The organism is Prevotella sp. LCP21S3_D2 (assembly GCF_052118345.1).
GTDB lineage: Bacteria > Bacteroidota > Bacteroidia > Bacteroidales > Bacteroidaceae > Prevotella.
The window spans coordinates 55,113-77,427 of the sequence record NZ_JBQKHJ010000015.1 but is presented as its reverse complement, the minus strand read 5'-3'; the positions used below and the strand labels follow the sequence as shown (position 1 = coordinate 77,427).

The 22,315-nt window shown below is 42.8% G+C and carries 14 protein-coding genes and 4 pseudogenes; 13 read left to right on the top strand and 5 right to left on the bottom strand.

Annotated features, from left to right (window positions below):
• Position 1: 1 nt before the first annotated feature.
• The 9 genes and pseudogenes from ACTQ16_RS10655 (at position 2) to ACTQ16_RS10615 (ending at position 12,242) form a co-directional block, all read left to right on the top strand.
• Positions 2-889 carry an AraC family transcriptional regulator gene (locus ACTQ16_RS10655; RefSeq protein ID WP_264949929.1) on the top strand — a complete coding sequence of 296 codons (888 nt, stop codon included), beginning with the start codon at positions 2-4 and terminating at the stop codon, positions 887-889.
• 180 nt (positions 890-1,069) lie between these two features.
• A complete protein-coding gene (uxaC, locus tag ACTQ16_RS10650; RefSeq protein WP_295347810.1) occupies positions 1,070-2,473 on the top strand; it encodes a glucuronate isomerase in 1,404 nt (467 codons plus the stop codon).
• A gap of 103 nt (positions 2,474-2,576) precedes the next feature.
• Positions 2,577-3,896 carry a YihY/virulence factor BrkB family protein gene (locus ACTQ16_RS10645; protein WP_295347809.1) on the top strand — a complete coding sequence of 440 codons (1,320 nt, stop codon included), beginning with the start codon at positions 2,577-2,579 and terminating at the stop codon, positions 3,894-3,896.
• A gap of 42 nt (positions 3,897-3,938) precedes the next feature.
• Positions 3,939-6,104 (top strand): family 20 glycosylhydrolase, encoded by a 2,166-nt coding sequence (locus tag ACTQ16_RS10640; RefSeq protein WP_441937342.1) that lies wholly within the window; start codon positions 3,939-3,941, stop codon positions 6,102-6,104.
• Positions 6,105-7,091: 987 nt separating this feature from the next.
• Positions 7,092-8,448 (top strand): annotated as a pseudogene (locus ACTQ16_RS10635) (AAA family ATPase).
• A gap of 77 nt (positions 8,449-8,525) precedes the next feature.
• The gene (locus ACTQ16_RS10630) at positions 8,526-8,819 is read left to right on the top strand and encodes a hypothetical protein (RefSeq protein ID WP_441937341.1); all 294 of its coding nucleotides are present in this window, start codon (positions 8,526-8,528) and stop codon (positions 8,817-8,819) included.
• A gap of 107 nt (positions 8,820-8,926) precedes the next feature.
• A complete protein-coding gene (locus ACTQ16_RS10625; protein WP_441937340.1) occupies positions 8,927-9,157 on the top strand; it encodes a hypothetical protein in 231 nt (76 codons plus the stop codon).
• A gap of 946 nt (positions 9,158-10,103) precedes the next feature.
• A pseudogene (locus ACTQ16_RS10620) lies at positions 10,104-11,582 on the top strand (leucine-rich repeat domain-containing protein); the annotation flags it as partial.
• Between the two features lie 108 nt (positions 11,583-11,690).
• Positions 11,691-12,242 (top strand): hypothetical protein, encoded by a 552-nt coding sequence (locus ACTQ16_RS10615; RefSeq protein WP_441937349.1) that lies wholly within the window; start codon positions 11,691-11,693, stop codon positions 12,240-12,242.
• A 74-nt stretch (positions 12,243-12,316) separates the two neighbouring features.
• Here the strand turns inward: ACTQ16_RS10615 and ACTQ16_RS10610 are convergent, their stop codons facing one another.
• A complete protein-coding gene (locus ACTQ16_RS10610; RefSeq protein WP_441937339.1) occupies positions 12,317-13,495 on the bottom strand; it encodes an HIRAN domain-containing protein in 1,179 nt (392 codons plus the stop codon).
• A 687-nt stretch (positions 13,496-14,182) separates the two neighbouring features.
• Between ACTQ16_RS10610 and ACTQ16_RS10605 the strand changes: the two genes are divergently transcribed.
• Entirely contained in the window at positions 14,183-14,482 is a 300-nt protein-coding gene (locus ACTQ16_RS10605; RefSeq protein WP_022109834.1) for a nucleotidyltransferase family protein, read from the top strand.
• A gap of 59 nt (positions 14,483-14,541) precedes the next feature.
• A pseudogene (locus ACTQ16_RS10600) lies at positions 14,542-14,907 on the top strand (transposase); the annotation flags it as partial.
• A gap of 199 nt (positions 14,908-15,106) precedes the next feature.
• Here the strand turns inward: ACTQ16_RS10600 and ACTQ16_RS10595 are convergent.
• Positions 15,107-16,048 carry an ORF6N domain-containing protein gene (locus ACTQ16_RS10595; protein ID WP_441937338.1) on the bottom strand — a complete coding sequence of 314 codons (942 nt, stop codon included), beginning with the start codon at positions 16,046-16,048 and terminating at the stop codon, positions 15,107-15,109.
• 153 nt (positions 16,049-16,201) lie between these two features.
• Between ACTQ16_RS10595 and ACTQ16_RS10590 the strand changes: the two genes are divergently transcribed.
• Both ACTQ16_RS10590 and ACTQ16_RS10585 read left to right on the top strand, forming a co-directional pair.
• Positions 16,202-16,363, top strand: a complete 162-nt coding sequence (locus ACTQ16_RS10590) for a hypothetical protein (protein ID WP_441931975.1) — start codon at positions 16,202-16,204, stop codon at positions 16,361-16,363.
• A gap of 499 nt (positions 16,364-16,862) precedes the next feature.
• Positions 16,863-16,967: pseudogene (locus ACTQ16_RS10585) on the top strand (AAA family ATPase); the annotation flags it as partial.
• A 206-nt stretch (positions 16,968-17,173) separates the two neighbouring features.
• Here ACTQ16_RS10585 and ACTQ16_RS10580 read toward each other — a convergent pair.
• The 3 genes from ACTQ16_RS10580 to ACTQ16_RS10570 all read right to left on the bottom strand — a co-directional run bounded on the left by ACTQ16_RS10580 (position 17,174) and on the right by ACTQ16_RS10570 (position 22,299).
• Positions 17,174-18,169: a GYF domain-containing protein gene (locus ACTQ16_RS10580; protein WP_441937337.1), complete on the bottom strand. Its 996-nt coding sequence runs from the start codon at positions 18,167-18,169 to the stop codon at positions 17,174-17,176.
• Between the two features lie 68 nt (positions 18,170-18,237).
• Positions 18,238-19,530: a clostripain-related cysteine peptidase gene (locus ACTQ16_RS10575; protein WP_441937335.1), complete on the bottom strand. Its 1,293-nt coding sequence runs from the start codon at positions 19,528-19,530 to the stop codon at positions 18,238-18,240.
• Positions 19,531-19,617: 87 nt separating this feature from the next.
• Entirely contained in the window at positions 19,618-22,299 is a 2,682-nt protein-coding gene (locus tag ACTQ16_RS10570; protein WP_264949946.1) for a valine--tRNA ligase, read from the bottom strand.
• Positions 22,300-22,315 lie beyond the last annotated feature (16 nt).

The window sequence follows — 22,315 nt, the reverse complement described above, 5'->3', positions numbered from 1 at the left end:
TATGGCAGAAGACAGAAGAATCATACATGAAATTACCCCTTTGATGGGTAAGGACGTACTATATATTGCTGACCGTCACAAGAAAGAGTTTACCTATCCGATACACAACCATTCGGTATTCGAACTTAATTTTGTAGAGAATGCGGCCGGTGTGAAACGTATTGTGGGCGATTCACAGGAGGTTATAGGCGATTATGATCTCTGTCTTATCACCTCTCCTGACCTGGAGCATGTATGGGAGCAGAACGAATGCCGAAGTGAGGACATTCGTGAGATTACCATTCAGTTTGACTTCAGTATGGCAGATGAAACCCTTTTCGGAAGAAATCCTTATGCCAGCATTACCCGTATGATGCAGGAGGCTAAGAAAGGCCTTTGTTTTCCGATAAAGGCAATCATGAAAGTGTATGGTCTGTTAGATACATTGAGTAGCATCAAGGATGGCTTTTATGCCGTCCAGCAATTCCTGACCATCCTCTATGAATTGTCTAAGTGCGAGAATGCCCGTACCTTGGCTTCTTCCAGTTATGCTAAGGTAGCCGTTGAGGACGACAGTCGCCGTATATTAAAGGTGAAGAATTATATCTCTAAGAATTATATGGATGATCTCCGCCTGCCTCAGCTTGCTTCTTTGGCGGGCATGAGTTCGAGTGCATTCAGCCGTTTCTTCAAACTTCATACGGGCAGGAACATTTCTGAGTATATCATCGACCTTCGTCTCGGCTATGCGGCACGCATGCTGGTGGATACAGCTAAAAGTATCAGTGAAATCGGATTTGACTGCGGGTTTAATAACCTCAGCAATTTCAACCGGATATTCAAGAAAAAGAAGGGATGCTCGCCAAGTGAGTTCCGTGAGAACTATCATAAGACAAGAATCATCGTATAATATGGAACTTTGAAATTTTATTTTTCAACTTTAAAAACTTCAAATTCATAAGATAACGTAATCGTTTAAGTGAAATAATCAAAAATATTTCGCTTAAACGATTTGCTATTCCAATATTTATTGTATCTTTGCGTCATAATTAATAGTAATAAATAAACATTTAAAAACTACTATACAGTTATGAAGCAATTTATGGATGAAAATTTCCTGCTCGACACAAAGACAGCGCAGGACCTTTTCCACAATCATGCGGCTAAGATGCCAATCATCGATTATCACTGCCACCTCATCCCTGAGATGGTTGCTAATGATCACAAGTTCAAGAGCATTACAGAGCTTTGGCTCGGTGGTGACCACTATAAGTGGCGTGCTATGCGTACCAATGGTGTAGACGAGCGTTTCTGCACAGGTACTGATACCAGCGACTGGGAGAAGTTCGAGAAATGGGCTGAGACTGTACCATATACATTCCGTAACCCTCTGTATCACTGGACCCACTTGGAGCTGAAGACAGCTTTCGGTATCGACAAGCAGTTGAGTCCTAAGACTGCCCGTGAAATCTATGACGAGTGTAACGAGAAGTTGCAGCTGCCAGAGTTCAGCGCTCGCGGCTTGATGCGTCACTATAACGTAGAGTGCGTTTGTACTACAGACGACCCAATCGATGATCTCCGTTACCACAAGCAGACACGTGAGAGCGGTTTCGAAATCAAGATGATTCCTGCTTGGCGTCCTGACAAGGCAATGAACATCGAGAAGCCAGACTTCGCTGACTATATGAACAAGCTCGGTGAGGTGGCAGGTGTAGATCTCACTACATTCCAGGATATGGTTGATGCTTTGCAGAAGCGTCACGACTTCTTCACAGAGAACGGCTGTAAGTTGAGCGACCACGGTATAGAGGAGTTCTACGATGAGCCATACACAGATTCTCAGATTGAGACTATCTTTGCTAAGGCTATGCGTGGTCAGCAGCTTTCTGCACTCGAAATCCGTCAGTACAAGCATGCATTCCTCAAGGTTTGCGCAGAGATGGATCACGCTGCCGACTGGACTCAGCAGTACCACTATGGTGCTATCCGCGACAACAATACATTGATGTACAATAAGCTCGGTGCTGATACAGGTTTCGACTCTATCGGTGAGTTCACTACAGCTAAGGCTATGAGCAGCTTCCTCAATGAATTGAACATGGAAGGCAAGTTGACACGTACAATCCTCTATACTTTGAACCCATGCGCCAATGAGGTTATCGCTACTATGCTCGGTAACTTCCAGGATGGTTCTTGCCCAGGCAAGATTCAGTTCGGTTCAGGCTGGTGGTTCAACGATCAGCTCGATGGTATGACCCGTCAGATGAACGCTCTCTCAGTATTGGGTCTCTTGAGCCGTTTCGTAGGTATGTTGACCGACTCACGTTCATTCCTCAGCTACCCACGTCACGAGTACTTCCGTCGTTTGCTCTGCAACCTCCTCGGCAATGATGTAGAGAAGGGCTTGCTTCCTAACGACATGGAGAGCCTCTCTCGCATGGTAGAGGACATCTCTTACAACAACGCTCGCAACTACTTCAAGTTCTATTAATCATAGAGCTTAAGCAATTATACTAAGACAAATCCCTTCACGGCATCATGAGATGATGTTGTGGAGGGATTTGTTGCTTGATAACGGAGTAAAACTTCAGAATATGGGGGTAATAGACAGAATACTAGGATTCTACGAAGATATTAGAGAGTTTAATTCTTCTAATATCAAGGATTTCCGGGGCAGAATGAAGTCTTGGATCAAGATGGGTATGCTTGCCGGTCGCATCTTCTATGTAAAGGATATGTGGGCAAGGGATGTAGCTGCATTGACTTTCGCCTCCTTCATGGCTTTGATACCTTTTATGGCAATGATGTTTGTTATTGCCCGAGGCTTCGGCTATGCGTCATTGCTGGAGTCATGGCTGTCTACCACCTTCGAGGCACAACCGGTTGTTGCCAAGACTATCGTTGACTTCGTACATAATTATATTGAGAACACGCAGAGCAACTATATCATCGGTACGGGTATCGTGATGTTTCTCTATACCATCGTTTCCCTGATGCAGAAGATAGAGCTTACCTTTGATGATATCTGGCATACGGGCGAGCGTTCGTGGAAGCAGATTGTTACAGAGTATCCTACCATCCTTTTCGGTCTGGGACTGATGATTCTCTTTGCTTCGAGCATCAACGTATGGATAGTGAATATGGTGGATAATGTCGACAAGATAGCCGATATCGGGGATACGATTCCTTCGTTTATCCTCCATCTGGCGGCATTTGTTCCGATGTTCCTGTTCTTCGTATTCTGCTATTATGTCATTCCGAATACTTATATCCGGGTCCGCAGTACTCTGGTGCCTTCATTCCTGGCGGGTATCTGCATGACAGCCTTGCAGTATGGCTACATCTATCTGCAGGTATTTCTTTCCAGCTATAATGTCATCTACGGTTCGCTGGCAGCCATTCCGCTTTTTCTGTTGTGGCTTCAGATATCCTGGGCTATCGTGGTCTTTGGCGCTTTGCTCTGTCATACCAATCAGAACATCCATTATTACGATGGCGATCTCAGTTATGACCATCTGAAGCTGTCACAGCGCATCCGGGTTTGTGGCATGGTGATGCATTTGGTATGCAAGCGCTTCAATGATGGTGAACAGGCTTATACGCCTAAGGAGATTCATGACTTGACGGAGATTCCGCAGCAGATAGTCAATCAGGCTGTAAGAGAACTCTTGCAGGCGAAGTTGCTGGTAGAGATTCGGAGTGAGAAGAAAGGCTGTTTTGAAGAATCGGTCATCCTGCATCCGATAGAGAAGATAGATCATCTAACATACGGAACAATGATAGAGCGACTCTTCAACTATGGCGAAGATATTGCCGGACTGGCAGAGCTGGAAAGCGACTGGGTATTGTGGAAGAATATCGATGTCGTTAATCTGGACTTTGTGGAGAATGGCAAGAAAATAGCTTTCATCTAGAAAAATATTCAAATTATTATAAACCTTTAAAACCATTAGAGTATGAGAAAATTTATTTCATTGGCAGTTGTTGCTCTCTTGGCTTCTTCCATGTCGGCACAAACCATTGCCAACATGAAAGACCTGAATGCCGAGAAGAAATCTGCAGCTATTAATCTAAAGTTGACCGGAACCTTGACAACTACGAAAAATTCAGATTTCCGCCAGCTTCGTGATCTCTGCTGGCAGTTGAGAAATCTGGACCTGAGCGAGGCAACCTGTCCTGTTCTTCCTAAGAATGCATTCCATTCCCGTCATCATCTGCAGCATATCATCTTGCCAAATCAGTTGCAGGAGATAGGTACTCAGGCTTTCTTTGCCTGCGATAACCTGCAGGAAGTGGTGATTCCCAAGTCGGTAACGAAGGTGGGGGCTGCAGCCTTTTCCGGTTGCAAGTCTCTGAAAAACATCACAATCGAAGGCACACCGGAGATAGGAGAGTTCTCTTTTGCCAATCTTGAGGGTGTACAGGTCATCAGGGTAAATTCCCATATTCCACCAAAGGCTGCTGCTACGGCTTTTTCGGGCGTGAACATGCGAGGCGTGAAACTGGTCATGCCAAGAGGCAGCGAGAAGGCTTACCGCAAGGCACAAGGCTGGAAGGCTTTCTTCGGAGAAGTGAAACAGGCTAGGGAAGTATGCAATCCTGAAGCTTGCCTGATTCCTGTACCGATGGATCTGAAGGTGAAGGCAAAGGCTGCACCGTTGCAGGTGGCGGGAAACTGGAAGATTGTGGCAGATGAAGGTCTGGCTAATGAGCGTGAACATGCTGACAGAATCCTCATGGAGAGAAATGCTCAGCAGAAGGGAGCACAGCTGACGATGAACCTTGCCATTGATCCTACTCTTACCGATGCTGAGGCTTATACCCTGGAAGTACAGCAGAAAGGTGTGGTCATCAAGGGAAAGACTGCAGCTGGTGTCTTCTACGGATTGATGACTTTCGACCAGTTGCTTCGTGGCAATGCATCTAAGGTGGGTTGCGATGCCATCCCACAGCTGGCTTTGAAAGACCAGCCACGCACTCATGTAAGAGAGTTGATGGTGGACCCTTGCCGTATCTTTATCCCATACGAAGAGTTGAAGGCTTTCGTTCCTGAGATGGCTCGCTATAAGCTCAATATGCTTCATCTTCACTTGGTGGATGATCAGGCATGGACTATCGAAATCAAGAAATATCCTCGTCTTACCGCTGAGGCTAGCAGCCGATGGGGTATGGACGATATGCTGATGCCTATCAAGGGATATTATACACAGGAGCAGATGCGCGACTTTGTAGCATATTGTGCCAAGTATCATATCCAGGTGGTACCTGAGATTGAGATGCCGGGTCATGAGGTGGCTGCTATCAGCGTATATCCGGAATTGACCTGCCAGGGAGTAAGAAAGCCTATCCGTACTACTTGCGGTGTATCTGACGAATTGCTTTGTGCCGGTAATGAATTCACTTACGAGTTTCTTGGAAATGTATTCAAGGAGCTTGCCGATGTCTTTCCTTCTGAATACATTCATCTGGGTGGTGACGAGGCTGGTAATCCTGCCCTCGATTGCTGGACCAACTGTCCTAAGTGTCAGGCATTGAAGAAGAAACTCGGTATTACTACTACCGACCGTTCTGAGAACTGGAAGCTGCAGGGCTATCTCTTCGACCGTGTGATAGATCTTCTTCGTACCCAATATCATAAGACTCCGATGTTCTGGTATGAGACCGATTTCAAGAAGATTCAGCCAGGTTGCGTTACCTTTGCATGGCGTGCAGGTCTCACCAAGGAAGCATTGGTCGCAGCGGTGGAGAACAATGCCCGCATCTTGCTTTGCCCAGGTGAACATTGCTATTTCGACTATCCGATGGCCAAGGGCGACATGCCTGAGGTAAACTGGGGAATGCCGGTTACTTCCTTGAAGGCAGCCTACGATCTTGATCCTGCATGGGGAATGGGAGAGGAGTTTGAAAAGAACAACCTCTTTGGTGTAGCCGGAACCTTGTGGAGTGAGTGTATCAATTCTCCTGAGCGCATCTATTATCAGGCTTATCCACGTGCATTGGCTTTGGCAGAAGCCGGATGGAGTCTTCAGAAGAATCGCTCCTGGGAAGGATTCCTCACCCGATTGAAGCCTACGGCAAAGGATATGATGCGAAGAGGCATCACCTTCTCTATGGAATGGTAAACATCCAGGAAAGAATCAGTTGATTATCAGATTGATACCATATAATAAAAGAAAAAGCGTGTAAGTATTGCTACTCACACGCTTTTTTATTATTATAAACGTAATTACTTCGTTTGCTTTCTCTTAAGAATGCTGTTGCATTCGGGATAGAATCCCTTATGCGCAAGCACAACCACGGCTTCTGTTCAAAGCCTCGCCATACATTTCCATAGCGTTCATGTAATCTGCAAGAATAGCCTTCAAGGCCTTCTTGATGTTCTTAAACATTGTTTTCATAATCGTTATCCTTTCTTTTTTTAATTAATACTGTGGCATTGCTGCCAATCTTTCTTTTTACCTGAAGTGACCTTATCTAAGACCCTTCTCAATCTTGTTGTTAACATGTACAGCCTGAGCAATCATGATTGCTACTACTGCGAGAATCATTACTGTTGTCATCATAATTTGTTTCCTTTCGTTCTTTAATGGAGCCTCGTTTCCGGGTCTCCTTTTTTACATTATCCTTATTACAATCTCTCTTTTGCTGGTGCAAAGGTAGTGCCTTTTTTTTGAATTCCTGCCACAAAGTCGTGACAAAATGATGAAAGAAGGGCATTTTTTGACGCATATCAAGCAGCATGGTCTGATGCCTTGATGTACGTCAAGGGGATTTGGCTTGTCATGCCAAATATGTCAGTCTTGTCCGGGTACTTGCTATACTATGATACCAGTGTCAGCAAGTTGAGAACTCTTAGTGGGGCAATTTTTTGCCATCCCAAGGCACATATTATTACTACGTCATGTATTTATTTATGTCAGTGGAAGAAAAGGCTATTATACAGAAGTATACGGCGTTTTGGTGAAGGGTAAAAGACGTTTTGTCTTTCAAAAATAAGCTCCCTCATAAAAATTATGTCGGAATTTGCATCTCGTTATTTTTTCGGGATATTCCTTTGCTCGTATCATTATTTTTTGTAACTTTGCCGAAAGAATTAAAAAGGCAGCAATATGAAATATCCTATCGGCATACAGAGTTTCGAACAAATCATAGAAGATGGCTATGTTTATCTCGATAAGACGGGCTTGGTCTATGATTTGGTTCATAATGGAACAATTTACTTTCTGTGTCGTCCACGACGATTTGGAAAGTCGTTGCTCGTATCTACCTTGAAATGCTATTTCGAGGGTAAGAAGGAACTGTTCAAGGGGCTTGCCATCGATAAGCTGGAGAAGGAGTGGAAGCAATATCCTGTGTTTCATCTTGACTTTAATGGTAATAATTTCACTAATCCTGGAGAACTTGAGGTCATATTAGAAAACTTTGTTGCATCGCAAGAGATGATATATGGTAAAAGTCCTTTCCGGGATTCCTTAGGAGGTCGTTTTGAATATGTATTGAAAGCTGCTCATGAGAAAACAGAACTTCGTGCCGTGGTTTTAATTGATGAGTATGATAAGCCAATATTGGATGTGCTTGATACACAAATCAAAACATCAATAAAGGGTGAAGAACGGCTGTTGGAAGATTGGAATCGTGAGGTTTTGAAAGGTTTCTATAGTGTCTTCAAGGCTGCCGATGCTAATCTGCAATTTGTCTTGCTCACGGGTGTCACCAAGTTCTCACAAGTAAGCGTGTTCAGTGGTTTCAATCAGCCTAACGACATCAGTATGGACGAGCATTATGAGGCTCTTTGTGGTATTACGGAAGATGAATTGTATTCCACTTTCGAGGAACAGATCAAGGCGATGGCTGTGAGATATAAGACCACAGAGGAAGGAATGAAATACAAACTGAAGAGGAAGTTTGATGGTTATCACTTCAGTCCTAATATGCTTGATATCTATAATCCTTTCAGTATCTTGAATGCGCTGAGCAAGAAGATTTTGGCAGATTATTGGTTCCGCACCGGTTCGCCAACCTATCTTGTTCGCTTGTTGTCTCATTTTGATGAGAACATCAATGAGATGGTCAACAGGTTTTATCCTACGAGTAGTTTTATCGACTACAAGGCAGATGTGGAAGCACCGTTGCCAATGATTTATCAGAGCGGTTATCTCACCATTAAAGATTGGAATATGGATACCGATTCCTATCTCCTGGATTTTCCGAATGATGAGGTGCGAAGCGGATTCTTGACGCTGGTCAAAGCAGCAAAGCGAAGGTAGGGTAGATTGTGTGGTAGAGACGTCGAACTATATCTACATCTTCGAATTCAAGCGTGATGGTTCGGCAGAGGAAGCCCTGAAGCAGATAGAGGATATGGGCTACGCCAGGGAATATGCTGCAGATGGCAGAAAGATTTATCAGATAGGCTGCAACTTCTCATCGAAGACGGGAACCATTGATGGGTGGAAGGTGGAATAGGTTATCGCAAACGAATACTGCCTTTGTGTAATATTGCACTCTGAAAATATAAAAATAGATAAAGAAGGAGATGGATTATGTCAAAAAAGAAGATTTTCAGATGCCAGGAATGTGGGTACGAGACCGTAATATATGAGGGACGTGGTTTCATGGGGCAGCATATTGAAGCCATGTCTTGTGCAGACTGCAGGAACATAGTACCTCTTGTGGTGGGTGGAGTGATAGGTGATGCTGCACCTAGCTTCAATTCTCTAGTGGGAAGACTCTGTCTAAGATGCGGTTCTGACAGGATTCACAAGTGGGATATGCACACATGCCCCAAATGCGGGGGCAGGATGCAACCCTCTGGCGAAGAAGAGTTCTGGACATAGTATTATAAGCCTGTTTTTCAATCCAAGCCATCATACGGAGTTGGTACGGAGCGGGTCTAGCTATGATGTATTGTGGGGGAGATTTGGAAAATCTAAAGTAGTACATGATGGAAAAGATTATTGTTGACGTTGCGTGGTGCGACAGGAATTTTGGCGGTTCTCTTGGTAGTAATGTACCAGGAGCGGTGGTTTTTACAGCACCAACCTTTGAAGCTTTGCAAAAAGAAGCAAAGGAAAGTCTGGAGTTTCATGTTGGAGGCTTTATGGAAAATGGGGAAGATGTTCCCGAATGGCTGAAGAATGGGGATTATGAGTTTGAGTATAATATTATAAGATAAGATCAGTTGTGTGTCTGATTTAGCAAAGAGGGTGTGTCATAAGTAAATGATTCACCCTTTTTTGTTTGTTGGAATGTTACTGATATGTTGTTGGAAAACATAGTATAAGTTGTTAGAAAAGATAGTATATGTTTTTGAGTTAGTTAGTATCTCCGGTCGCACAACAGCTGTTGTGCGCTTGCATAGCAGCTGATATGCGCTTGCACAACAGGTGATGTGCATGCGTAGGTCAACTGTTATGCGCCAACTATAATTTAGACTTATGGCACACCCTCTTTATCATTTGGTACATACAGAATGGCATTTCATACAAGGTAGGTTTAGATATTTGGAGGATAGAAGAGTTTGAGGTATATAGGCATCGGAGCCGTCATGAAATAGGAATGTGGAAGTGCTATCTTTTTGGCAGTGGCGCCATCCGATGCCTTTTTCTTATCCTTTTCAGAAAAATGGAGTATTTCCGATAAAAAAGTGGCAAAAAGTTTGGCGGTATCAAGAATATTGCTTACTTTTGCGGTCAGAGTTGGAGCAGATGGAAAAGAACGGCTGCGATGAAGACTCAAATGAATGAGCGTATTGAATGTAAGTCTTGAAATAGAAATGTGGAAATTTCAAAATTCAACTATGACGAACTGCAATACGGCTCACGCTATGGGATTATTGTATCCTTTTCTCTATAAGAGGAAGGTATCGATATACCTTTTGGCGTGGGCTATTGTATGTCGCTAGTTGAAAGGTCTTTCCACAACCTCTATTTCGGCGACAGTACAATAGTCCCACGCCATTTCATATAAATTTAGTTACTAATGCAACTTCTGGGAACAAGTTGAGGATAGAGGTATGCTTATGGTGTTGGAAAAAGATATTATGCCAAGATACAATCCAAACCATTTGGATGATCGTTATTGAATAATCTGATATTGTTGAATTAGTAAAATATTTATTTATGTTACATTTTACGTTTAAAAACGGACAGGCAGGCATAAGCCTATCAGCCCACAACTCTTTTAAGAGCTTTATTATCATGGTGGTTATGCTCGTCATGACCGCAAGCAGTGTATTTGCTGAAGTCATAGATGGATTTCGTTATAAACTGGATACGAAAACGAAGACGGCAACTCTTTTGCCAAGATCGAATGGATATTCAGGCGACATCGTTATACCGGAAAAGATTAAAGGCAATGATGGAGAGTTATATACGGTTGTCGCCTTAGGTGACTGTAGTTTTTCTGGTTGTACTGGTTTAACTTCCATTACTATCCCTTCTTCTGTAACAACATTGGAAGGAAATTCCTTCTCTGGCTGTACAGGCTTAACTTCCATTACTATCCCGTCTTCAGTTACATCAATTGGCGGAAGTTGTTTCGCCCATTGTACAGGCTTAACTTCCATTACTATCCCGTCTTCAGTTACATCAATTGGCGGGAGTTGTTTCTCTAGCTGTACAGGTTTAACTTCCATCACCATACCTTTAAATATCAAAACTTTAGGTAATGGCTGCTTCTCGTACTGCACAAGCTTAACTTCCATCACGATTCCTACTTCTGTTACATCGTTTGGAAAAATGTGCTTCGAAGGTTGCAGTAGTTTAACGTCCATTTCCATTCCTTTAAATGTCACATCATTGGGGGATGAATGCTTTCGTAACTGCATAGGGTTGACTACTATCTCCATTCCTTCAAATGTCACATCATTGGGGGATAATTGCTTTTCTGGTTGCACAGGATTGACTACCATCTCTATTCCTTCAAATGTCACATCATTGGGGTTTGGTTGCTTTTCTCACTGCACAGGCTTAACTTCCATCGCGATTCCTTCTTCTGTAACTTCATTGGGGGATTATTGCTTTTCTGGCTGTTCAGGTTTAACTTCCATCACCATACCTTCAAATGTCACAACTTTGGGGAATGATTCCTTCTCGGACTGCACAGGCTTAACTTCCATCGCGATTCCTTCTTCTGTAACTTCATTGGGGGATAATTGCTTCTCTGGCTGTATTGGCTTAATTTCCATCACCATACCTTCTAATGTCACTTCATTGGGGGATAATTGTTTCTCTGGCTGTACTGGCTTAACTTCTCTCACCATTCCATCTTCTGTAACATCGTTGGGGCGTGAATGCTTCTCTGGCTGTATAGGCTTAACTTCCCTCACCATTCCTTCATCTGTAATATCTTTAGGAGATGGCTGCTTCTTAGAATGTAGCCGTTTAACTTCCCTTATCCTCTCTTCTTCTGCTTCTTCATTGGGACGTGAATGCTTCTCTGGCTGTAGCTGTTTGACCTCTCTTATTATCCCATCTTCTGTAACATCATTGGGGGAACTTTGCTTCGCTAATTGTAAAGATTTGACTTCCCTCACCGTTCCTTCATCTGTCACTTCATTGGGATATGCATGTTTTAAAGATTGTTTAAATCTAGAAACAGTTTGTTTCAAAGGTAAACTGCCTTATTATCCTTCAGATGATTATACTACTATGGGGTTATCGAAGTTTTGTGAAATAAAAGTTCCTGCAGAGTATCTTCAAGAATATATGGAAGCTTTTGAATATGTGTTTAGGTATATATCAGCATGGAATTCAAACGAATCTGGTGATGACGATAAGCCTGTTACCCCATGTGCTACTCCATCTGTATCTTATGAGTCGGGGAAATTAAAGTTCTCTTGCGAAACTGTAGGGGCTGAGTATCATTATACGATTTCTGATACAGATATAGCATCTGATGCTTATAGCAAGGACGGTAATGTATCTCTTTCAGCAGCTTATGACATATCTGTATATGCAACAGCTGATGGCTATTCAGCATCCGAAAAGGCTAAGGCAACACTATATTGGGTCAATGCCAACCTGGAGAATACAACCAACATCTACCAGGCTAGAACCCGTGGCGTTGTGGCTTCCGCTCATGATGGCATCGTCTGCATTTCGGGTCTTGATAATGGCGAGGTGGTTAAGTTCTATGCAGCTGATGGCAAGCTTATCGGCTCATCTTCTGCCGTGGACGGTACCGCATCCTGCGCTGTATCAGAAACTATGGTTATTGCAAAATTTGGTGATAATGCAATCAAGGTTGCAGTAAAATAAACAATTGTAGATAAAAAAAGAGTTTGATGCACAGGAAACGGTGCGTCAAACTCTTTTTTAGAATATCCTTGTTTTTATAAGTAACATATAGCTAAACATAAGATAAGTATAGCTACAGCTACAGACGTAGCACATCCATTTCTTGGATTCTGAGGTCTCCCATTATCATCAAGATAGGTCGTTCCATTATCTCCAAATTTATATCGGCGTGTATCAAATGCCCAACTTAATAATACCGATATACCAGTCTTTTCTAAATATTCTTTCTTTTCTGTGAATTTCTTATAGTCTGCAATAGTTGATTTGGCAAGTCGTGTTCTTGTATCTTCAAATAATTTACGAGCATATTTTTCTTCATTTTCGAAGAATTTGATAAGTACAGCTTTTCCGTATATATCAATACAATCAGTTTGGCTGTCTATGTGAGGGACAAGCTTAAAAACACAGAATATTCGATGCCCTTCTGTGAATTCTCTGATATCATCATCAAAGTCAAAACTGTTAGGACATCCCACAAGTGAATCGTCTTCTCGATAAATGCCATATTTATTGACACTTTCCAAGTGAACAACATCAGCATAACCGCTAAACACCCCAGCTTGCCATTTCTTTCTGTCAAAGTACCAATCTGCATCCTCAATTCTTATAGTGAGGGTATCATAAGTTTTCTTCCCGGTTTTGTCGCTTTGTGGAAATTTATAGAATTCGTCATACCTGAAAACTGTATTGCCTTCTTCTTCATTGGCATTATCTTCATCTTTCAACTGGGATTCACTAAGTAAATGAGAATCTTTTTCGAAATGAGTAATTTCGATCAAAGCATCATGACCCACATTTTCAGTAATACTATTGATCATTTCTGTAGCATATTCTATATCATCCTCGAAAAACTTAAGGATAGTAGCATATGCCTGGTTCCGAACTTTACCATCCTTAGATGTGAATGGTGTTATTGCGATTACACAGTCCAGCTCTTTCCCTTTGCAAAAATGGTTAACATGATCTTGCAACTCTTTTTGAACATATCCCAAAAGTTGTCCATCAGATTTATAGAAACCAATAGCATTAGAATCATATGGATTGCTTGGCTCTGGCTTAATACTACCAGTAAAAACTCCCCAATAGCTTGTTTCTGGTTTTGTGTGAAAATTTATGCCAGCCACTTTGATTCTTAAAGTGTCTTTTTCAATGCTTCCTTGCTTCTCACTTACTGGAAGCCAATGCTTTGCAATATCAAAATTTATATCATTCATATCCATCTTATTTCTATTCTATTTTTTAAGCCCTTGAGCAACATATATAGTTTGGGATTTTGCCATATTTAAATCCTCCTATGATTAATGATTATGATTCTGTTGCAAATGTACGATTAAAAAATGAAACATCAAAGCTTTTGATCGTTTTTTTCAAAAAGGGATAATAAAAATCTATTATCCAACATCCTGCCTAGAATATAATTTAAGGCACGATTGCCAGAAATTCCTGCCTTTACCATTCGAATTCGTTTTGGAAATCGGCCATCATTTCTAGAAAGTCAACAGCGTTGCCTGTTCTTGCATATTCTTCTTCACGAGCTAAGACATGATTCACCAACTCGTCATTATTGCATGATGTCATAAAAGGATATTCTCCGGATTAGTTATGAGCCTCTGTTTCATAATCGTGACGATAGGCAACTGTAGGTTCTTGAACAGTACAGCTATCCTCGAAAAAGCGTTGGGCTTTATCGTTTAATCGTTCTTTTGAGTTTGACATTATTTTAGTCATATAATAATCCTCCTTAATTTTTGATACTCTAATTTGTTGCAAAATTACGATTAATATTTGAAAGCACCAAAGTTTTAAAATGATATTTTGTGGGGAGATTTGCAAAAACATGGCAAAAAGTTTGGAAGATACCAGATATTTTCTTATATTTGCACTGTTTAAAGATAGGTGTTATGAGAACAGTTCAAGATTATATAGCAATAATTAGGCAAAATAGTTCCAAGATTACTAAAGATTTTGGAATCAAGACCTTGCGCATTTTTGGTTCCGTATCACGAAATGAGCAAACAGAGCAAAGCGATTTGGATATTTGTGTAGAAACAGAAACTCCTAATCCATTTTTATTGGCCGACTTGAAAGAGTTTTTAGAGGGCTTGTTCAAGTGCTCAGTTGATGTAGTGCGTATTCACAAAAACATGAATCCTTTCTTTAAATCAAGAATTGAACGGGATGGAATCTATGCAATTCGATAAATATGTAGCATTGGATATACTTAATAGAGTACATATTTCTATTGAGCATATAGAAGAGCGTTCACAACCTGTTGGCTAAACGTCTGTATGGTAAGCTGTTTGCAGATAAAGGCTATATCTCGCAAAAACTCTTCGATTCACTTTTTGAGGAAGGCATCCAGTTGGTAACAGGACTGAGAGTGAACATGAAGAACAAACTAATGCCGTTCTATGACAAGATAATGCTACGCAAAAGATACATCATTGAAACGATTAATGACCTGTTGAAAAATACGGCTCAGATAGTACATTCACGTCACAGGTCTGTTGCGAATTTCATCATAAATATTATTTCTGCATTAGGGGCATACTGTTTCTTTGACAACAAGCCCAAGGCACTTACTGGATACGTTATCGAAGATACGAAACAGCTTAGTCTTTTCTAACATTGCATATTTTACATGAGGATTTTGTCTCAGCAACTATCCAAGATATATAGATGGTTGCCAAGCCTCTGTGTCCCTTATATAAAAACATTATAAAGCCTTTAGATAGAGCTCGTTATCCAGAACTGAGGTTATGTTATTCAAAAGTATGAAAAACAATCCACAAACGAGAATGTTCTGATATACGTATAGTAGTGTATTACCCTTTGTTGATTCTTTCCACCAATTCGTCTGGTGTAAGTATCTCCATCTTGGAGAAACCAAACCACTTTTTGCCTAAGTCCTTAATGGATGCACCTATGTGATATACATCATCGTCTATACAAAGGAAGCGGTCATGTGACAAACGGAATGTTTCAACATCAATCGGTGCATATTGAGCATTATGACGGTCTATGTCGAGTTGGAACTGACGGCTTATCTGCTGAGTGTAGATGATTGCAGACACGTTATTGTCTCTTTTATCGAGCAATGTCAGTACAGTCTCGTCAACATAGTTGTCGATAAGGACAATACGTTTCTTCGCACTCTTAATCAAGTCGGACACGAAAGTATAGGCATCATAAACTTGCCCATTGTAGAACACACCTTGTTTCGGTTTTGCATTGCCTTCGTCCAATCTGCGAAACACTTCTTCTATACGTTTGTCGGATTCTTGCAAGTGTTGTTGCATTTCCAATTGATGGTATTCCATAGTTGAGAGACGCTGAAACACTTGGGCATTGTTCTGTAGAAAGTGACGCATTGAAGTGAAAGCTCGCATTATTCGAATATTCACCTCAATCGCAGTGTCTGAACGTAAAACACTACTAAGCATAGCGACTCCGTTTTCAGTAAATACGTAAGGCATGTATTTCAAATGTTGTCCGCGTCCTTCGTTTAAGGTCGCAATTTGCGACCTTAAACATTCTTCCTTGGTCAATTGAAACATGAAATCTTCTGGAAATCGTTTAATATTACGTTTTACTTGCTCATTAAGACGCTTTGTTTCAACGCCATAAAGTGTGGCAAGGTCACGGTCAAGCATAACTTGTTGTCCTCTAATGATTTTTATTAGAGGCTCTATATTGTCAACACCAACCAACTGGTCACTTTTTTTGGTCAGTTCGCTGCTCTCCTTTTTTCCTATTTTATCTGTCATATTTATATTCATTTTTCCAAAATCACAAATTGTGACTTTGAACATTACCATATTTAACAGCATTCAAAGGTAGTGCTTTTAGCCTTTAAGACACTATTGCTATTGCACAACCCCTTTTTTTGAAAAGAACGTAAAATTAATAGTTTTATTGCTGTGATTGTACTTTTATTAATCGAGGTGGTTAAGTTCTATGCAGCTGATGGCAAGCTTATCGGCTCATCTTCTGTCGTGGACGGTACCGCATCCTGCGCTGTATCAGAAACTATGGTTATTGCAAAATTCGGTGATAATGCAATCAAGGTTGCAGTAAAATAAACTATTGTAGATAAAAAGTAAAGAGTTTGATGCACTGAAAATGTGCGTCAAACTCTTTTTCCCGAATATCCTTGTTTTTATAAGCAGCATACAGCTAAAAATAAGATAAATATAGCTACAGACGTAGCACATCCATTTCGTCATTATTGCATGATGTCATAAAAGGATATTCTTCGGATTCATTATGAGCCTCTGTTGCATAATCGTGACGATAGGCAACTATTGGTTCTTGAACGGTACTACTAGCCTCGAAAAAGCGTTGGGCTTTATCGTTTAGTCGTTCTTTTGAGTTTGACATTATTTTAGGCATATTGTAATCCTCCTTAATTTTTGTTACTCTAATTTGATGCTAAAATACGATTAATATTTGAAATCACCAAAGTTTTGTGCAGGTTTCTTCCTCCTTTGAATCTATCATGCAAAATAACGACAGGTAAACCAAGGATATATGAAAATAAAATTGTATCTTTGCACCATATTTTATTAAAAAGGCTGCAATATGAAATATCCTATCGGAATACAGAGTTTCGAACAAATCATAGAAGATGATTATGTTTATCTCGATAAGACGGCATTGGTCTATGACTTAGTGACTAATGGTAAAGTCCTAGAAGCTTAATAGGAATAATCAAATGCTGGCAGAATAGGCTGTGATTAATGACGCTGATGGAACAACTATCGTACAACATATTTATACCAACAGAAAGAGGGTGTGTCATAAACTTATGACGCACCCTCTTTCTTATATTTCTTAAGATGATGCTGGGCATCATTTATTAATCTTAGCCTAGCATTAGAAATTCCTGCAGATTATAGAAATTCCAGAATCTTATCGATAAGCTTTTCTACTTTAGAAGAATCGGTAGCCTCATCTAACTTCTGGTTTATCTTTTCTTCTATTTTCTTGCCTACCTTGTCTGCTGCTTTATCCATGGCCTGGTTTGCCTTGTCTTCCAGTCTTTTCTGAACCTTGGCACCAAAACCTTCATCATCAGAAGTATCATCGGAAGAACTGGTGCTTTCATCGTTGGTTCCATCAATGGAAGAGGTGTCGTCGGATGAGGAAGAGTTCATTTCTTCCAGCTGCAGATTGTCGGCACCTTCCAGCGCCTTTACCATATCATCGGCATTCATTGTGTAAACTGTGCCAAGAATACCGAAGCTGACGGTGTGCTGCTTGCCATTAAACTCTACGGTACCTTTAGAACATACGATGTAGTTGTGGTATTCGAAGAGCTGGTTCATGGCTTCATCCATGGCGCTGCCCGCCATCATCTTGGCAACCGAGCGGAGGGCTTGAGTGAAGAAATTGTTGTCAGAAGTACTTGTTGCCTTTTCGATGGCTTTGCCTACTTCCGTGCGAACCTTATCCTTGTGGGCATCAGCTCCTGGATTGGAAACAGCGAAAACGGCTATGATGAAGACAATCAAGCCGATAATCAGCTTCATTGCCATATGGCTCTTTCGTTTCTTTGGTTGCTGCTGGAAGTTGGCATTCATGGCTGCTCCCTGTTGGAAACCTTGCAGGTAAGCCTGTTGCTGAGCCTGCTGATATGCCTGTTGCTGAGCCTGCTCAGAAGTTTGCTGCTGAGGCTCTTGGTTTTCCTGCTGGTTCGTGGCGTTTGTCTTGTTGGCTTCAACAGCCTCCAGTACAGTTCTCAATTCTTCAACTTTCCAAGCCGGTGTCCAATCTGCCATTCCCTGCTTCCAGACTAATGTTTCAGGGCTGATGGCTTTCTGGACAAGCTGGTCCTGACTGAAAGGACCTGCTTGCTGACCGTTATTGTCTATGATAAAATATTCCATCTTTGTCTTTTATTTTTTGTACATTGAACTTAATGAAGCGGTCTAACCTGTGGTCAAACCGTTTCATGTTAATGTGTAGCTTTCCACCAACCGGTCTTCTCTCTTCCCTTGATAGCTACGCTGTTCTGGCTAGGGTCGGAGATGGAAAGACCGCAATAGTTCTTCACCTTGAAGGTCTTGCCATAAAAACTCATTAAGGCAGTATAGGCTTCATCCGTATGTTCCGCTGCCTTGATGGTGAGCTTTAATTGTGATGTGAACTCATCTTTCAGATAGCCGCTAGGGTAGAGGCTGTCTACGTAAACCGAGAGATCGTAGAAGAGATTTGGCGAGAAACCATCCAGAGGCTGGATAGAGTCGAGTGGCACTGTCGAAGCCAATGTATACTTGCTGTTGATCTCCTTCATGATGCTTGCCAGTTTGTCTATCTGTCGGCAGTCTATTGCAGCCATGTTGCAGTAAGGGACATTGGAGTTCTTGTAGAAGTTGACGATGCCTGATACTGCGCTTGAATAGTTGGGTACAGATGAGCAGAGATAACTCCATATAGTCTTGTATGGGATGCCTTCGCCCATCACTTCGCTGCTGGAACTGATCAGGAAGTTGGTTACATCCTTCAGTTCGTAAGCCGTCTCCACATTGCCCATGTAGCAGGCATCGAAGAGGATGAATTGCATCTTGAGTCCGCTGAGTTTGATGCCTTCTGCTAAGGTGGTGACATCGATGGCATTGTCTGCCTGACTTACGCTTCCAAAGAAGCGGGTGACAGGTTTGTTGGGATCATTGCCAAACTGGATGCCGCTAAAACTGTTGGAAGGAGCATTGGATACAGCATTTTCATCATTTCCATTTCTGATGGAACCGCCTTTTGGTCGTGCCTTATATGGATAATTCACCCAGTCGTTGGCGTAAGTCCATCCGCAACCATGTGCTCCGATAATCAAGGAGTAGTTGAGGGCTTCTGCGTTTTGTCTTACATCGTTCAGCAAGTCAGCGAATCCTTCAGCTGTGCAATGACGGTTGCCTTCGTATTTCTTGATAGGAATACGGTTCACGGTCTTGGTTGTTGCGTCATACTGAAGATCGTAGAGTGTACTTTCATTGTATTTTTCGGTGAAGAAAACTAATACTCTGGCATTGGTAAGGCCCTTTTTGTCTACGATGCCAGCGCACATACTGTCTACATTATTTTTCAATTCACTATATAGACCCGATGAGCCCGTATCGCCTGTCCATGGAAAGAAGACGAAAATAGTCTGCTTGTTGACTGTTTCCACATCAACGGCTTCATCGCTACAACTGGTGAAAGTCATAGCAAGCGAAAACAAACATATAAATAAGGTGAAAAGCTTCTTGATCATGTTTCTCTTAAAATATGAAATGTTAAGCGTGAAATGCTAAGTTCAAACACTTAACATTCAACGCTTAACATGACAAATATAATATTATTACTTCTTCTTGAGTTCCTCGATGGTTGCCTTGAGGGCAGCGATCTTCTCTACAGAGTCGCTTTCCTTCTTGCGCTCCAGGGCAACTACCTTCTCAGGAGCGTGAGCTACGAAGTTCTCATTGCTGAGCTTCTTGCGTACACCCATCAGGAAGCCCTCCAGGTGCTTGAGCTGAGCCTCTGCCTTCTCAATCTCGGCAGCTACGTCGATGAGGTCGCCCAATGGAACTGCAAACTCGTCGGTGCCTACCATGAAGCTTGATGCATCGGCACTCTTCTCAGCGATGACCTCAATCTTGTCGAGGTTGGCCATCTTCAGAGTTACGTCGTTGTAAGCCTCGAAATCGTTCTTGCCTACTACCTGCAGAGACAACTGCTCCTTCTGGGCAATGTTCTTCTGGTTGCGAACGGTACGAACGCCGGCAATAATCTGCTTCACAGCCTCGATATCAGCTGCCAACTTCTGCTCCTCAGCTGTAGGTGCAGGAATCTCCAGCTTCTCGCGCATGATGCTCTCGCCATCCTTGCGGTCGTAGATGTGCTGCCACAATTCCTCGGTGATGAATGGCATGAATGGATGCAACATCTTCAGAAGGGCATCGAAGAAACGGAGGGTAGCGTCGTAGCTCTTCTGGTCGATAGGCTGGCCGTAAGCTGGCTTCACCATCTCCAGGTACCAAGATGAGAACTCATCCCAGAACAGCTTATATACAGTCATCAAAGCCTCAGAGATACGGTAGTCCTTGAACTGCTTCTGCATCTCTTCGTTCACCTCCTTGAGTTTGGCATCAAACCACTTCACGGCGATTTCTGCACTCTTAGGCTGCTCGATATCTGCAGTCTCCCAACCCTTCACGAGGCGGAAGGCATTCCAGATCTTATTGTTGAAGTTACGTCCCTGCTCGCAAAGGCTCTCGTCGAAGAGGATGTCGTTGCCGGCTGGAGCACTGAGCATCATACCCATACGAACACCGTCGGCACCAAACTTGTCAATCAGATCCAATGGGTCTGGTGAGTTACCGAGACTCTTACTCATCTTGCGGCCGAGCTTATCGCGAACGATACCTGTGAAATATACGTGCTTGAATGGCATCTTGCCACGATATTCGTAGCCAGCCATGATCATACGTGCTACCCAGAAGAAGATGATATCCGGACCAGTTACGAGGTCGGAAGTAGGGTAGTAGTAGTTGATCTCCTCGTTGTCTGGATGCTCGATGCCATCAAACAGAGAGATAGGCCACAACCATGAAGAGAACCAAGTGTCGAGGCAGTCGCTCTCCTGCTCAAGATCCTCAGCCTTGATGCTGGCATTCTTCTCCTGAGCAAGCTTCAGCGCTTCCTCTGCAGTCTCTGCTACCACGAAATCCTTCTTGCCGGCATTGTCGAAGTAGTAAGCTGGGATGCGGTGACCCCACCAGAGCTGACGGCTGATACACCAGTCCTTGATGTTCTCCAACCAGTGGCGATAGGTGTTCTTGTACTTCTTAGGATAGAACTCGATGTCATCGTCCATTACTGGAGGGAGGGCGATGTCAGCAAAGTGCTGCATCTTGAGGAACCACTGTGTAGAGAGCTTTGGCTCGATAGGCACATTGGTACGCTCAGAGAAGCCCACCTTATTATTATAGTCCTCAATCTTCTCCATCAGACCGGCGTTCTGAAGGTCGATGGAAATCTGCTTGCGCACGTCCATGCGGTCCATGCCAACATAGAGACCTGCTGCCTCGCTGATGGTACCGTTGTCGTTGAAGATATCGATGGTTTCCAAACCGTGCTTCAAACCGAGTGCGTGGTCGTTGATATCGTGAGCTGGAGTTACCTTCAAGCAACCGGTACCGAACTCGATATCTACGTATGTATCCTCGATAACAGGAATCTCGCGGTTTACGAGAGGCACAATCACGTGCTTACCTTTCAACCAGGTATTCTTCTTATCCTCTGGGTTGATACACATGGCAGAGTCGCCCATGATGGTCTCAGGACGGGTGGTTGCTACTACTGCATAATATCCCTTCTCATCCTTGTGAATCACGTTCTCCTCGTCCACCTGCTGGCAGTCCTGCTCTACTACATAATACTTCAGATGGTAGAGCTTAGAGTGCTCATCCTTGTAGATAACCTCCTCGTCAGAGAGTGCAGTCTGGGCCTTAGGGTCCCAGTTAACCATGCGCACGCCACGATAGATGAGTCCCTTCTGGTAAAGGTCGCAGAATACGTGGATGACGGCACGAGAGCGGGTCTCGTCCATGGTGAATGCTGTGCGGTCCCAATCGCAGCTGGCACCGAGTTTGCGGAGCTGCTTGAGGATGATGCCACCGTGCTCGTGAGTCCAGTCCCAAGCGTGCTTGAGGAACTCCTCGCGGGTAAGGTCGGTCTTCTTGATACCCTGCTGGGCGAGGCGGTTAACCACCTTTGCCTCAGTAGCGATACTGGCGTGGTCGGTTCCAGGTACCCAACAAGCGTTCTTGCCCTCCATGCGAGCACGGCGAACGAGAATATCCTGAATTGTATTGTTGAGCATGTGTCCCATGTGGAGCACACCCGTTACGTTTGGTGGAGGGATCACCACTGTATAAGGTTCACGACCATCTGGCTTAGAGCTGAAAAGCTTGTTGTCGAGCCAGTACTGATACCATTTACTTTCCACTGCTTGTGGATCGTACTTACTTGCTAATTCCATTCTTAATATGTCTTTT